Raw genomic sequence first — 13,664 nt, forward strand, 5'->3', positions numbered from 1 at the left:
TATATCCACCTATTTCTTATTTGAATCGATTTATTATATACATAATAAAAGATAATACAATACTTAACACAATACATGTAATGATAGGAAAATAAAAGGTAACGTTTCCTTTTTTAACAAAAATATCGCCTGGAAGCCTTCCAATGAACTTCCAAGCTAATCCAACAACAATGAGTAAGATCCCCGCTGTAATAAGCAGCTTTGGCATCTCCGTCATACTTTTGGTATCTCCATTCCGAAATGTTCATACGCAAGCGGCGTTACAATTCGGCCCCTTGGCGTTCGTTGTAAAAAGCCAATTTGTAATAAATACGGCTCATACACATCTTCAATCGTATGAGATTCTTCTCCAATTGTTGCTGAAACCGTTTCTAATCCAACTGGACCACCACGGAATTTCTCAATAATACCAAGCAGTAATTTATGATCAATATGATCTAAACCTAATTTATCTACTTGCAGTAGCTCTAATGCCATTTGTGTAATTTCCATCGTAACCGTTCCGTTACCACGAACTTGCGCGAAATCACGTACACGTCTTAAAAGACGATTTGCAATACGAGGTGTACCACGAGCACGCCTTGCAATTTCTAGTGCAGCTAACGAATCAATTTCAACTTCGAATACTTCTGCTGTACGTTCAACAATCGCAGAAAGCTGATCTACTGTGTAATACTCTAACCTTGAAAGTACACCGAATCGGTCACGAAGCGGCGCTGATAATGCTCCGGCGCGTGTCGTTGCTCCAACTAATGTAAATGGCGGTAAATCTAGGCGTACAGAACGTGCTGAAGGCCCTTTTCCAATTACGATATCAAGGCAAAAGTCTTCCATTGCAGGATACAATACTTCTTCAATTGATCTATGCAAACGATGAATTTCATCAATAAATAATACATCTCCTGGCTGAAGCGCTGTTAATACAGCAGCTAAATCTCCTGGTCTTTCAATTGCCGGACCTGAAGTTGTTCTAACATTAACGCCCATTTCATTAGCAATAATATTCGCAAGCGTCGTTTTACCAAGACCTGGTGGTCCATATAAAAGCACATGATCTAACGTTTCTTCACGCATTTTCGCCGCTTCAATAAATACTTCTAAATTATGTTTCGCTTTATCTTGGCCAATATACTGACGGAGCGTCTGTGGCCGTAATGAATATTCTAAATCCGAATCTTCATATGCAGATTCCCCTGAAAGGAGACGTTCGTCCATTATACTCACCTCTTACCATTTAGTAAAAGACTAAGTGCCTTTTTAATATACTGATCCGTCGTTAATGATTCTTTTAATAACTCTGGTACAACGCGAGAAACTTCGCGTTCTGCGTATCCAAGTGCGCGCAGAGCTTCCAGTGCCTCATCAAGCTCAGCTGATGAACCTTTCTTCTCATCAAAACGTTCTGTGTCTGAGAATAAATCAACAAATGCATCTGGTACGACATCTGCTAGTTTTCCTTTTAAATCTAAAATCATTTGGCGTGCTGTTTTCTTTCCGACGCCTGGGAATTTCACTAAAAACTTCTCATCTTCATGCTCAATCGCTTGAACGACCTGTCCTGTTTGACCAGAAGCTAAAATTGCAAGAGCGCCTTTTGGCCCAATGCCAGACACGCCTAACAACTTTGTAAATAATAAACGCTCTTCACGTGTTTTAAACCCGTAAAGTGCCATAATATCTTCTCTCACATAATGATATGTATAGACACGGATTTCTTGCTTACTTCTTTGAAATACATACGGATTCGGTGTGAAAATTTGATAACCAATTCCATTATGATCAATTACGACATATTCCGGCCCTACATACTCCACGTAACCTGTAACATATTCAAACAAAATACGATCTCTCCCTCTTAAATCATGTATTCCATTTTAACATATTTAATGATAGAAAAGCGAGACTGCCCCAACAAATGTTCTCCACTTGAAACTTCTGTTATTTTCCATTGACAGAAAGGTTAAAGCACCTTAATATACAGAGGTCGATAATGATTATCAATACTAATTAAAGGGGTTACATCAGGATGAAACGTAAGCTATTTATTTTATTTACTATTATGCTTGTTGTTCTTTCTATCGTTGGCTGCTCTTCTCAAAAAGAAGAATCGAAAGCAAAAGAACAACCGAAAACAAAAGTTGTAAAACATGCTAAAGGTGAAGCAACAATTCCAGTAAATCCAAAGAGAATTGTTGACTTATCTGGATCAACAGAAGAACTATTACTTCTTGGACACAAACCTGTTGGTACAGCAAATACATATAAAGATAAAATCCAAAATCACTTAACAGATAAGTTAGATGGAGTAAAAGCAGTAGGTTGGTACTGGGCACCTAAAGTTGATTTAGAAGCTGTTACTGCTTTAAAACCAGACTTAATTATTTTAAACAACCGTCAATTAAAAATTTATGATCAACTAGAAAAGGTTGCACCTACAGTTGTTCTAGAAACAAACTTAGAAGACTGGCGTGGTAAATTTAAAGAAGTAGGTAAGCTATTTGGCGAAGAGAAGAAAGCAGACAAATGGATTGCAGACTACGATAAGAAAGCAGACTCTTTATCTAAAAAAATTAAAGAGAAAACAAAAGATGAGAACTTTATGTTCGTTGCAGTTACACCACAAAACTTCCGCGTATACGGCAGCTTCGGATACGGTGACGTCATCTTTAATGACTTAAAACTTCCAGCAACAAAAGGTACAGATTTAAAACAAACAATGGCGCAAGTATCGCTAGAAGGTCTTGTTGCATTCCAACCTGATCAAATGTTTATTGTAAACTTTGGCGGCGAATCTGATAAAGTTTACGAAGACTACAAAAACAGTGCCGTTTGGAAAGACAATAAAGCTGTGAAAAACAATCATGTATATGAAGTATCAAACGAAATCTTCAATACGAAAGCATTCAATCCAATCGGAAAAGATATGCTAATCGATGAAATCGCAAAAGAAATTTTAGCTAAGAATAAGTAAAAAAAAGCAGCTCACCATGAGCTGCTTTTTTTCTTATTTTGCACTGCGTATTGCTTCATTTTTTCAATCGTTCTCACAAAACCTTCTTTTGATTTAATCCGAATACCACGCTTCAATTTCGCACGCTCATAACTCTCAAGCTTTTTCATATCAATTTGGAAGAAGGAGTGAATCGCATTATCACTTTTCGGTACACCTTTGAAAATTTGTAATATCCCTTCCTCTGACACGCCAAAATAACCGCTCGTTTTCAATAACGGAGAAATATCATCAACTTTCTTTTGCAATACAATTTGTACATCATCACGATCAACGAGCTGCCATTCTTTATACTGCTGTAAAAACTTTTCTAAATCCACCACTTTTTCTGTAAGTATTTCCTCACTTACTTCTCCATCAACATACATACGCTCTAATAAAATTGTAACTTCGGGTTCTTTTTTCGTTACTTCTGGTACTGGCCCTTCCGCCTTCACATTCGTTTCATAAACGAAACAAAACATCATAACGAAAGCTTGCACCGCAATCAGTATCCATTTCATTTCCGTTCACCTCTTCTAGGCAAAATCAAACTTTCATTAGTAGTTTTTCCGGAAATGGGGGTTTTATCCATATTACATTTCTTTCGAAAAAATAAAAAATGCAGATAGGCATTTACCTCATCTGCATGTATCATTTACTTTTATATAAAATGAAAGACGCCTGCAAAGCAGGCGTCTTGATGCGTTTACGGCGAGAGACCAGGCGACCACATTCGCGTGTTTAGCACTTAAGCATATCTCTCGTCTTACGTAAATTAGCTCATCGCTTTGTTAATATAACATTAATAAAGTATAAGTGCAACATGTTTATAAAAATATCTTATTTCCTCTTTCATCCAAATTATTTTATGTAAATTATAAATTGATAATTTTAATATATATTACAATAGATATAAAAGCGAAATCATAATAAGTAGGGGATGAATATTGTGAAAAAATAAAGGATGAACGTCTCATTCTTCAAACGTTAAAAAACATACGTATGGCCTTTCTTTTTCAATACATTGGGGTAGTTGGGATTTTAGGCTATATCGGATTCACTGAAGGAATTGATCAAATTACGAAATCTCCATTATGGCTATTATTTATGCTTACGAGTATTTTACTTGCTTATTTACAGTTAAGTGTTTCAATCGATGTAGAAGAAGGCGAAAAGGAAATAAAATTAACCCCTTATTACAAGCTTGTTTTACGCTCTCTTCTTATTGGAATTATTATTACTATTATTTATCTCATTTTCATTCCTGAAAGACCTCTATTTGAAGCTATTCTAACAGGTAGTGTTTTCCTCATATGCTTTTTAGTTTCTTACTCCGTTAGTTATTTTATTAAAAAACGTCGTTTACAAGACAACGATGAATGAAGAGGAAGGGCTATCCCTTCCTCTTTTGTTTTGCTATCGCATAGTACCAGTTAAACCGTAACGAATGTCTCGGAACATATTTCCTATATCACGATTAAAATCGTTTGTAACTGTACCGTTACGTAGGCGTGTGCTCATTGCATCGACACGAGTAAACATATCATTTCTTACAGAAACATAGACATTTCTGTTTCCAACTTCATTTACAACAGCTTGACGAATTTCGTTCGCCATCGCCGTTTCATTTGTCACTGTATTACGCGGTTTTACCGCAATCGCCACATCGTTTCCATATACAACTGTAGACACACGGTCCACGTTATTCATACGTTTCACACGATTTGTAATTTTTTCTGCTGTTTTACCATCATTGTTAATGTATGAATTGTTCATTGTAATATTACGTGTTGGATGTGGATTAGCAATTTGACCGTTGTAATTTACATCTCGGTAATAATTGTTATATCCTGTATCGTTACGACCATTTCTATATGTTACATAATCTGTATAGCGATCATTACGCGTTACATTATCACGATACTGGTGTGTATCATTATAAGATGTACGCTCGTAATTGTAGTTACGTCCATCCATTGCATTGTTATCTTTTGGTGTACCACATGCAGCTAATGCACTGGTAACTAACAAAGAAGCAGCAATCACTTTTACTTTCGTATTCAATACAAAAACCCCCTCTGTTAGAATGAGCTTCTCTTCTGAAAAGCTCCCTCTTATGATGAGTAACAGAGAGGGTTTTTACACTGTTAATATTTCACTGGGAATTTTCTAGCACTTCATAAAAACCCTTCATTTCCTTAATTAACACGCATGCAAAAAAGGCGGGAATACTCCCGCCTTTTTAAACTTCTTCTTCGTCCTCTTCTTCTGAAATGGGCTCTCCAAATACATTTGGTGGATCTGGTTGATAATACATCGTTCCTGGCTGTGGTGCATATGCAGATTGAGTTGGTTGATAATATAAAGGATTCGCATATTGCGGACCGCCTGGTTGTGGACTATATAGTCTACTTTCTCCTCCGCATCCACAATCTTCCTCACCCTGCACAAGCGGCGGCATATTATTATCCATTGGCATCATATTCGTGTTTGGCATAGACGTATATTGCGGTCCAAACGGCGCTCCTTGCTGATATGGCATTTGATATGGATTTGGTTGTTGATAATATGGATTCGGCGGCATCATAGGCTGTTGATACGGCATTTGATATGGCATCATATCCGGTGGTTGATTGTTATCCATGATTGGCATCATATTCGGCATTTGATTGTTATCCATGATTGGCATCATATTCGGCATTTGATTGTTATCCATGATTGGCATCATATTCGGCATTTGATTGTTATCCATGATCGGCATCATATTCGGCATTTGATTATTATCCATAATTGGCATCATATTCGGTGGTTGGTTGTTATCCATAATTGGCATCATATTCGGGGGTTGGTTGTTATCCATAATTGGCATTATATTCGGCATTTGATTATTATCCATAATTGGCATCATATTCGGCATTTGATTATTATCCATAATTGGCATCATATTCGGCATTTGATTATTATCCATAATTGGCATCATATTCGGCATTTGATTGTTATCCATAATTGGCATCATATTCGGTGGTTGGTTGTTATCCATAATTGGCATCATATTCGGTGGTTGGTTGTTATCCATAATTGGCATCATATTTGGTGGTTGGTTGTTATCCATAATTGGCATTATATTTGGCATTTGAATATTTGGCGGTATGACTTGTGGAATAACTACATTTTCTTTCGATACATTTGGTGATACTATATTCCCTACGTTTTCTTTCTTCACTTGTGGTGACACTATATTCCCTACATTCTCTTTCTTCACTTGCGGCGATATTATATTCCCTACATTCTCTTTCTTCACTTGTGGTGACACTATATTCCCTACATTTTCTTTTTTCACTTGCGGTGACACTATATTCCCTACATTTTCTTTCTTCACTTGCGGTGATATTATATTCCCTACATTCTCCTTCTTCACTTGCGGCGATAGTATATTCCCTACATTCTCCTTCTTCACTTGCGGCGATACTATATTGTTTTTTTTCGTTTGCGGAGAAATGATATTTTTAGGTTTCATTTTACTAATTTGAGGAGCAATTAACTCGCTTCCTTTTTTTATTACATCTGAAATTTTATATTCTTTTTTTGGTTTTATTGGTGGTTGTGGCGGCTGCGGTAATACATTTACCGAAAACTTCGTGTTTTCTTTTTCCGCCGGTTTTTGTTTTTCTATCACAGGTGGTTTTTGAATAACAGACGGTTTTTCAACTGGTTTTTCTTTTTGAATTGGCTGTTCTTTTTGCACCTCTTTTTGCGGCTTTACCTGCATCTCCTTCTGTGGTTTCACCTGTACTTCTTTTTGCGGCTTTACTTGCATCTCCTTCTGCGGTTTTACTTGCACTTCTTTTTGTGTTTGTTGCATAGCTGGCTGCTGTGTAATTGGTGCTGATTGATACGTAACTTCTTCTTCATCTTCTATTCCAAGCGGAGTTGGTGTTGCTGCAAATTCTTTTTGCTGCACTTCTTTTACGTATTGCTTTGGAGGCGCTGAGCCTGCTCCAGCCTGTTGTTTCATATGAACACTCTTTGATGGCACTTTAATTTTCATACCTGGCATGATTAGATCAGGATTACTAAGTTGTGTATTTGTTTGTTTCAGCGTATCAAAATCCACTCCGTACTTTTTCGCAATTTTCCAAAGGGTATCCCCTTTTTGCACGATATGAATTTTCAAATTTTCCCCCTCCTGTATAACTTATCTATAAGTAACAAATCTCATGAAGTAACTCTTTCTAAATAACGTTAACTTCTTTTCACTTTCATCACTTCTTCGATTTTCAATATCATTTGAAGTGGAATAAGCATAAAAAAATCGCAATGATTTCTTCACAACAATGTATGCCCATTTCGTTCTCGTTATGATTATGTGCATGAAAAAAAGCAACGGGAATACCGTTGCTTTACACACGCTCTAACATACGATTTAATGCAAGAACCGCTTCTGCGGTTACTTGTTTATCTACACTAATAACGTTAATTTCTTCTCCTCTTTCTATCGTTTCAAGTGCCCATAATAAGTGAGGCAGATCAATTCGGTTCATCGTTAAACATGGACACATAAATGGATTAAGTGAAACAATTTCTTTATCTGGATGTTGCTGAATAATTCGGTTCACTAAATTCATTTCTGTACCAATCGCCCATTTGCTACCAGATGGCGCTGATTCAATCATATCAATAATATATTTCGTTGACCCTGCATAATCTGAAGCAGCTACAACTTCATAGCAACATTCTGGATGTACAATAATATTCATATCCGGATGATTTTTTCGTACATTCTCTATGTTTTTCACTGTAAAGTTTTGATGAACTGAACAATGACCTTTCCATAAAATCACTTGAATTTCTTCTATATCTCCATCGTACTCTAAAGAATCAGTATGCGGATCCCATACTGCCATTTTATCTAACGGGATACCTAAGTCGTACGCTGTATTTCTTCCTAAATGTTGATCCGGTAAAAAGACGAGACGTTCTTTTTGAGTAAACGCCCAAGATACCATTTGCTTTGCATTAGAAGAAGTTACTGTTGCTCCTCCGTTACGACCACAAAACGCTTTAATTGCAGCTGTAGAGTTCACATACGTTAACGGAATCATCGTATCTCCAAATAATTTCGTGAGCTCTTTCCACGCTCTTTCTGTTTGTTCAATATCTGCCATATCTGCCATCGAACATCCTGCACGCATATCTGGCAAAATAACGATTTGATCATCTGTCGTTAACATATCTGCTGTTTCCGCCATAAAGTGCACCCCGCAAAACACAATATACTTTGCGTCTTTATTGCTCGCTGCAACTTGCGCAAGCTGAAGTGAATCCCCTGCTGCATCTGAAAATTGTACCACTTCATTTTTTTGGTAATGATGTCCTGGAATGAATAACATTTTCCCCATTTTTTCTTTAATTTCATGAACACGCTTTTCCATATCTTCTTTTGACATCTTGTGATAACGCTCCGGTAACATCGTTTCAATTGGTTGCACTTTTTCTAAAATACTCATATTCCTTTCTCCCCCTCTAAGCGACTTTCCTTACCCTTCAATATTGAAACTAATATCAAGTGCTTTCACTGAATGTGTTAACGCTCCAAGTGAAATATAATCTACCCCTGTTTTTCCGTATTTCGATAAATCTTCAATTGTAATGCCTCCTGATGCTTCCGTAACGATGGCACTTGGTACAATCTTTGAAAACTCTCTAATCTCATCTGGCGTACGGTTATCAAACATAATAATATCCGCACCAGCCGCTACAGCCTCTCTCACTTGCTCCTCCGTTTCTGTTTCCACTTCTACTTTCACCATATGTCCTAATTTTTCTTTCAGCGATGTAACAGCTTTCGTAATAGAACCCGCAAAGGCAATATGATTGTCTTTGATCATGACACCATCATATAAACCGAAACGGTGATTAAATCCTCCTCCGCACACGACTGCATACTTATCAAACATACGTAGCCCCGGCATTGTTTTTCGCGTATCACAAATACGTGTATGGCTGCTATCTAAAGCAAGAACCGCTTTACGCGTCATCGTCGCTATTCCGCTCATACGCTGGATAACATTTAATATAACGCGCTCTGCTGTTAATAACGATGCAATTGGACCTTGCACAGTTGCAATGATTTCGCCTTTTTCTACAAGATCCCCATCTTTTTTATGAAGCTCTACTTCAATTCTCTCATCAATTAATTTAAATCCCGATTCAATTACTAAACGTCCTGCAAAGACCCCTGTATCCTTCGAAAGAAACGTTCCTTTTGAAAGCAAGTTATCTGGAAAAATAAGCTGAGATGTTACATCTCTTTCTCCTATATCTTCTAAAAAAAATCGATTTAATGCTTCTTTCACTTTTATCGTGTTCATAAAGCCCCTCTTCCCCTCATCACACAAGTTGTAGTTTTCTCTTTACTCGAACAATCTCTTTCTTTCCTACATTTCTATCTGGATAATCACTCCGGTAATGCCCACCAATACTTTCTTCTCTTTGCAGAGCTGACACAACTATAAGCTCACAAACCGTTAACATATTAATAAGTGTTATCTCTTCATTCGTAAGAACATCATGTTGTAATATCATATTTCGAACACCGTACTTACTAAGCCATCTCTTCGCATAAGATAAACTTTGCTCTGTTCGCACAATCCCAACATATTTCATCATGCATTTTTGTATTTCTTCTTTCGTCGGTAAATGATTCAGAACGATAAACTTCGCTTCCTTTTCGGCTAGCATGCTCACCTTTTCTTTTGTCTCTCTAGATAAAATGTGTCGTCCGATTCTTTTTCCAAACACAAGACCTTCTAATAATGAATTACTCGCTAATCTATTTGCACCATGAACCCCATTACAAGCTACTTCACCGACTGCGTATAGGTTCGGAATAGACGTCTCTCCATCACAGTTCGTTTTCACGCCGCCCATGTGAAAATGAGTACCGGGCACGACTGGAATAAGTTTTTTATTTATATCGACTCCATTTGTTTTACATATCGATGACACGGTCGGAAAGCGTTGTTCAAAGTTTTGAATCATTTCGATGTTTAAGTACACTTTTTCACCCGCAAGTAGCTGTTCATGAATAGCCCTTGCGACTACATCACGAGGCGCTAGATCCTGTTCGGAATGTATATCCATCATAAAACGCTGCCCTTTTCCATTTATAAGAACAGCTCCTTCTCCGCGAACAGCTTCAGACACGAGGCCGGAACAACGCCCACCCGCGTATAACATCGTCGGATGAAATTGTATAAACTCTAAATCTACAAGCTCTCCGCCTGCACGGTACACCATTGCAAGTCCATCGCCTGTAATTGTCTCATCATTAGAAGTAAAGGCGTATAAACCGCCAATACCGCCTGAAGCTAACACCGTATAATCTGCATTGTAACGTTTCAGTTCTCCTTTATTGTTACGAGTTAAAGCCCCAACACATTTATCTTTTTCTATAATAAAATCGAGCACCATTTCCTGTTCCACTACCGTAACGTATGGAGCTACTTCTTGAATAAGATGCTCTAATAAATTCTTTCCTGTTGCATCGCCACCTGCATGTAAAATACGACGTTTTCGATGCGCTCCTTCTTTTCCAAGATGAGGACCTGTTTCATCTCCATCAAATTTCATTCCTCTTTCAATAAGGTTATTAATTTCTTTCGGCCCTTCCTCAACTAAATAACGGACCACTTCTTCATTATTATAATGACACCCTGCTACTAACGTATCTTCAAAATGATCATTAGGATTGTCATATGTAGCTACCGCTGCGGCAATTCCACCTTGAGCTAAATGTGTATTATTATTACGTTTCGTCTCCTTTGTGATAATAATCACATTCTTTTCGTGACAAATCTCTTTTGCAACACGAAGTGCCGCAACGCCACTTCCAATAATTAAGACATCTGCACTTGGCATAATTGTTGCCTCCTACTTTACACTTTTCAACTGTCTTGACACCTATATTTACATAGTTTTAAAATAATGACAAGAGTTTTTTTATAATTCTTATTTTCACTACCATTTAAAAAGTAAAAGAAATGTAACTCTTACTAGAGAGAGGAACTTACATGATGATATATCTTGACTATGCAGCTACTACACCTATGAGCGAGGAAGCGTTACAAACATATATGAAAGCAGCTTCTCAATACTTCGGAAATGAACAAAGTTTACATGACATTGGAGGAACGGCTTCTTCTTTATTACAAGTTTGCCGAAAAACATTCGCGGAAATGATTGGTGGAAAAGAACAAGGAGTATTCTTCACAAGCGGTGGCTCAGAATCAAACTATCTTGCGATCCAATCACTTCTAAATGCCCGAAATAAGAAGCATATTATTACGACACCTATGGAACATGCATCCATTCGAAGTTATTTTCAATCTCTAAAATCAAAAGGCTATACGATCACTGAAATTCCTGTTGATAAAAGCGGACTCATTTGTTTAGTAGATTTAGAGGCATCTATTACAGAAGATACTGTGCTAGCAAGTATACAGCATGGAAACTCTGAAATCGGAACCGTTCAAAACATTACAGAAATCGGGGCAATTTTGAAAAAATATAATGTTTTATTTCATACGGATTGTGTGCAAACGTTTGGTAAACTGCCTATCCATGTTTTTGAGATGGGGATTGATAGTCTTTCTGTTTCAGCACATAAAATATACGGACCAAAAGGTGTCGGCGCTTGCTACATAAATCCGCAATCTCGCTGGGAACAAGTATTTCCAGGAACTTCTCACGAAAAAGGATTTCGCCCAGGTACAGTTAACGTTCCCGGCATCGCATCTTTTTTAACAGCTGCTGAAAATATATTAAAAACTCAATGGGAAGAAAGTTTACGTTTTAAAGAGTTACGATCCTACTTTTTAGAGCAAATACAAACACTTCCGCTAGAAATTGAAGTAGAAGGTCATTCTACTTCTTGTTTACCACATATTGTTGGGGTTACAATAAAAGGAATAGAAGGTCAATATACTATGCTAGAATGTAATCGTCATGGTATTGCCATTTCCACCGGAAGTGCTTGCCAAGTCGGTAAACAAGAACCTTCGAAAACCATGCTTGCAATTGGAAAAACGTATGAAGAGGCCAAACAATATGTCCGCTTCTCTTTCGGACAACAAACAACGAAAGATCAAATTGATACTACTATTCATGCACTACACACAATTGGAAATCAATTTTATAGAGGTGTTAAATCATAATGAAACAAAATGAACAAAAAAAGATTTTAGGTGAAGAAAGACGACAGCTTATCCTCCAGTGGCTTCTCGCTGCAAATGAGCCGTTATCTGGAAATGAACTATCGAAGAAGACAAACGTAAGTAGGCAAGTTATCGTGCAAGATATTTCCTTACTTAAAGCACGAAACGAACCAATTATTGCGACTGCTCAAGGCTATTTATATTTAAAGCCACAAGAGAAACAACAAGCTTTTGAACGCGTAATCGTATGCCAGCACAAACCAGCAGAAGTACGTCAAGAACTTACAATGCTTGTTGATCACGGTGTTACGATTAAAGACGTAAAAGTTGAGCATCCTGTATACGGCGATTTAACAGCATCTATTATGGTAAGTAATCGCTTTGATGTAGAACAATATTTACAAAAAATAGAAAACACAAATGCTTCTTACCTTTCGCAACTAACAGATGGTATTCACTTACATACAATTGAGGCCGATTCTAAAGAAAAGTTAGATGCTGCTTGCAAGGCACTGGATAAAGCAGGATTTCTCGTTTATTAATGTAAAGCACAGAGTTTTTATAATTCTCTGTGCTTTTTTAATGCTATAATATTGTAATCAATCGTAAAGGAGATCACTTATGGGAATTAAACTCGTTCACTTTAGCATTGGCAAACCGAAACAAATGAAATATAGCGAAGATAAAGAAATGATTACTGGTATATGTAAGGAACTTACAGAAGAAGCTTTCCTCTCAAAAGATGGATTCCTCGGCGATGACGTAGCAGATTTAAAACATCATGGCGGTCCTGATCGAGCTGTTTGTGTATACCCACACGAGCATTACGCACTATGGGAAGAGGAATTTCAAACTACGCTTCCAGCTTCCACATTTGGCGAAAACATTACCGTAACAAATATGTTAGAGCGTGATGTTTGCATCGGAGATACATATCAACTAGGTGAAGCAATCATTCAAGTGACACAAGCAAGAGTACCTTGTAGCACTATTTCAAAACGCCTCGGTATTCCTGGCATTTTGCCGCGCATTGTAGCAACTGGATTTACTGGCTACCTATGCCGTGTTCTTCAAGAAGGTACTGTACGTAAAGATTCTAAAATTACATTACTAGAACGTCAACCGAGCAATATTTCTGTGTTGTTCTCTAACGAAATCTATTTTCATAATAGAAAAGATAAAGATGGCATAGAAAAAATTCTTGCTGTTCCAGAACTAGCTGATATTTGGCGTGGTCAGTTAGAAGAGCGTCTTGTGAAGTTAAAATAAAGAATCCCACCAGGTAAAACAGTATTGAGTTCTGATATGCTCCCCATTAGGTAGACAGATAAAAAATAAAAATCTGTTTATCTAATGGGGGTATTTTTATTTTCTCTTCCTTCACGTCCAAACATATAAAAATATATTTCATATTATATATGGACAACCTTTAACCCTTATATATGAAGGGAGTGATT

Annotated in this window: 13 protein-coding genes and 1 pseudogene; 5 read left to right on the top strand and 9 right to left on the bottom strand. The window is 37.2% G+C overall.

The genetic code is table 11. The features are described from left to right. Window positions 1–16: 16 nt before the first annotated feature. From ACYFX0_RS09925 to ruvA, 3 genes are read right to left on the bottom strand one after another with little or no spacing between them, the layout of a single operon-like run. Complete coding sequence (locus tag ACYFX0_RS09925; protein WP_000138162.1) at window positions 17–217, bottom strand: DUF2905 domain-containing protein; 201 nt, start codon at window positions 215–217, stop codon at window positions 17–19. Next, window positions 214–1,215 (bottom strand): Holliday junction branch migration DNA helicase RuvB, encoded by a 1,002-nt coding sequence (ruvB, locus tag ACYFX0_RS09930; RefSeq protein ID WP_000344464.1) that lies wholly within the window; start codon window positions 1,213–1,215, stop codon window positions 214–216. The genes ACYFX0_RS09925 and ruvB overlap by 4 nt, the downstream gene beginning before the upstream one ends. 5 nt (window positions 1,216–1,220) lie before the next feature. Continuing rightward, the gene (gene ruvA / locus ACYFX0_RS09935; RefSeq protein WP_000464511.1) at window positions 1,221–1,838 is read right to left on the bottom strand and encodes a Holliday junction DNA helicase RuvA; all 618 of its coding nucleotides are present in this window, start codon (window positions 1,836–1,838) and stop codon (window positions 1,221–1,223) included. A 188-nt stretch (window positions 1,839–2,026) separates the two neighbouring features. Here ruvA and ACYFX0_RS09940 point away from each other — a divergent pair, with 188 nt between their 5' ends. Next, window positions 2,027–2,971 (top strand): iron-hydroxamate ABC transporter substrate-binding protein, encoded by a 945-nt coding sequence (locus ACYFX0_RS09940; RefSeq protein ID WP_460270371.1) that lies wholly within the window; start codon window positions 2,027–2,029, stop codon window positions 2,969–2,971. 11 nt (window positions 2,972–2,982) lie between these two features. Here ACYFX0_RS09940 and ACYFX0_RS09945 read toward each other — a convergent pair whose 3' ends face one another. Next, on the bottom strand, window positions 2,983–3,513 hold the full coding sequence (locus ACYFX0_RS09945; protein WP_000871202.1) for a BofC C-terminal domain-containing protein: 531 nt from the start codon (window positions 3,511–3,513) through the stop codon (window positions 2,983–2,985). A gap of 481 nt (window positions 3,514–3,994) precedes the next feature. Here ACYFX0_RS09945 and ACYFX0_RS09950 point away from each other — a divergent pair, with 481 nt between their 5' ends. Then, complete coding sequence (locus ACYFX0_RS09950; protein ID WP_000874882.1) at window positions 3,995–4,375, top strand: hypothetical protein; 381 nt, start codon at window positions 3,995–3,997, stop codon at window positions 4,373–4,375. A gap of 33 nt (window positions 4,376–4,408) precedes the next feature. Here ACYFX0_RS09950 and ACYFX0_RS09955 read toward each other — a convergent pair whose 3' ends face one another. The 5 genes and pseudogenes from ACYFX0_RS09955 to nadB form a co-directional block, all read right to left on the bottom strand. Next, window positions 4,409–5,056, bottom strand: coding sequence for a YhcN/YlaJ family sporulation lipoprotein (locus ACYFX0_RS09955; RefSeq protein ID WP_001093530.1), 648 nt, complete (start codon window positions 5,054–5,056; stop codon window positions 4,409–4,411). Window positions 5,057–7,009: 1,953 nt separating this feature from the next. After that, window positions 7,010–7,166 (bottom strand): annotated as a pseudogene (gene safA, locus ACYFX0_RS09960) (SafA/ExsA family spore coat assembly protein); the annotation flags it as partial. A gap of 226 nt (window positions 7,167–7,392) precedes the next feature. Further along, on the bottom strand, window positions 7,393–8,499 hold the full coding sequence (nadA, locus tag ACYFX0_RS09965; RefSeq protein WP_098437089.1) for a quinolinate synthase NadA: 1,107 nt from the start codon (window positions 8,497–8,499) through the stop codon (window positions 7,393–7,395). A 30-nt stretch (window positions 8,500–8,529) separates the two neighbouring features. Continuing rightward, window positions 8,530–9,363 (bottom strand): carboxylating nicotinate-nucleotide diphosphorylase, encoded by an 834-nt coding sequence (gene nadC, locus ACYFX0_RS09970; RefSeq protein ID WP_001092241.1) that lies wholly within the window; start codon window positions 9,361–9,363, stop codon window positions 8,530–8,532. 19 nt (window positions 9,364–9,382) lie between these two features. Then, window positions 9,383–10,912, bottom strand: a complete 1,530-nt coding sequence (gene nadB, locus ACYFX0_RS09975; protein ID WP_001138541.1) for an L-aspartate oxidase — start codon at window positions 10,910–10,912, stop codon at window positions 9,383–9,385. Between the two features lie 152 nt (window positions 10,913–11,064). Here nadB and ACYFX0_RS09980 point away from each other — a divergent pair, with 152 nt between their 5' ends. From ACYFX0_RS09980 to ACYFX0_RS09990, 3 genes are all read left to right on the top strand, one after another. Further along, window positions 11,065–12,207 (top strand): IscS subfamily cysteine desulfurase, encoded by a 1,143-nt coding sequence (locus tag ACYFX0_RS09980; protein WP_000973781.1) that lies wholly within the window; start codon window positions 11,065–11,067, stop codon window positions 12,205–12,207. Next, entirely contained in the window at window positions 12,207–12,749 is a 543-nt protein-coding gene (locus tag ACYFX0_RS09985) for a transcription repressor NadR (protein ID WP_000812273.1), read from the top strand. The genes ACYFX0_RS09980 and ACYFX0_RS09985 overlap by 1 nt, the downstream gene beginning before the upstream one ends. Window positions 12,750–12,828: 79 nt before the next feature. Next, the gene (locus ACYFX0_RS09990; RefSeq protein ID WP_000511662.1) at window positions 12,829–13,476 is read left to right on the top strand and encodes an MOSC domain-containing protein; all 648 of its coding nucleotides are present in this window, start codon (window positions 12,829–12,831) and stop codon (window positions 13,474–13,476) included. Window positions 13,477–13,664 lie beyond the last annotated feature (188 nt).

Source organism: Bacillus sp. NEAU-Y102 (assembly GCF_054788175.1).

What these genes read in the sequence shown, in the direction of transcription:
- ACYFX0_RS09925 (WP_000138162.1), bottom strand. Translation starts at nt 217, where the DNA reads ATGACGGAGATGCCAAAGCTGCTTATTACAGCGGGGATCTTACTCATT.
- ruvB (WP_000344464.1), bottom strand. Translation starts at nt 1,215, where the DNA reads ATGGACGAACGTCTCCTTTCAGGGGAATCTGCATATGAAGATTCGGAT.
- ACYFX0_RS09940 (WP_460270371.1), top strand. Translation starts at nt 2,027, where the DNA reads ATGAAACGTAAGCTATTTATTTTATTTACTATTATGCTTGTTGTTCTT.
- ACYFX0_RS09945 (WP_000871202.1), bottom strand. Translation starts at nt 3,513, where the DNA reads ATGAAATGGATACTGATTGCGGTGCAAGCTTTCGTTATGATGTTTTGT.
- ACYFX0_RS09950 (WP_000874882.1), top strand. Translation starts at nt 3,995, where the DNA reads ATGGCCTTTCTTTTTCAATACATTGGGGTAGTTGGGATTTTAGGCTAT.
- nadA (WP_098437089.1), bottom strand. Translation starts at nt 8,499, where the DNA reads ATGAGTATTTTAGAAAAAGTGCAACCAATTGAAACGATGTTACCGGAG.
- nadC (WP_001092241.1), bottom strand. Translation starts at nt 9,363, where the DNA reads ATGAACACGATAAAAGTGAAAGAAGCATTAAATCGATTTTTTTTAGAA.
- nadB (WP_001138541.1), bottom strand. Translation starts at nt 10,912, where the DNA reads ATGCCAAGTGCAGATGTCTTAATTATTGGAAGTGGCGTTGCGGCACTT.
- ACYFX0_RS09980 (WP_000973781.1), top strand. Translation starts at nt 11,065, where the DNA reads ATGATGATATATCTTGACTATGCAGCTACTACACCTATGAGCGAGGAA.
- ACYFX0_RS09985 (WP_000812273.1), top strand. Translation starts at nt 12,207, where the DNA reads ATGAAACAAAATGAACAAAAAAAGATTTTAGGTGAAGAAAGACGACAG.
- ACYFX0_RS09990 (WP_000511662.1), top strand. Translation starts at nt 12,829, where the DNA reads ATGGGAATTAAACTCGTTCACTTTAGCATTGGCAAACCGAAACAAATG.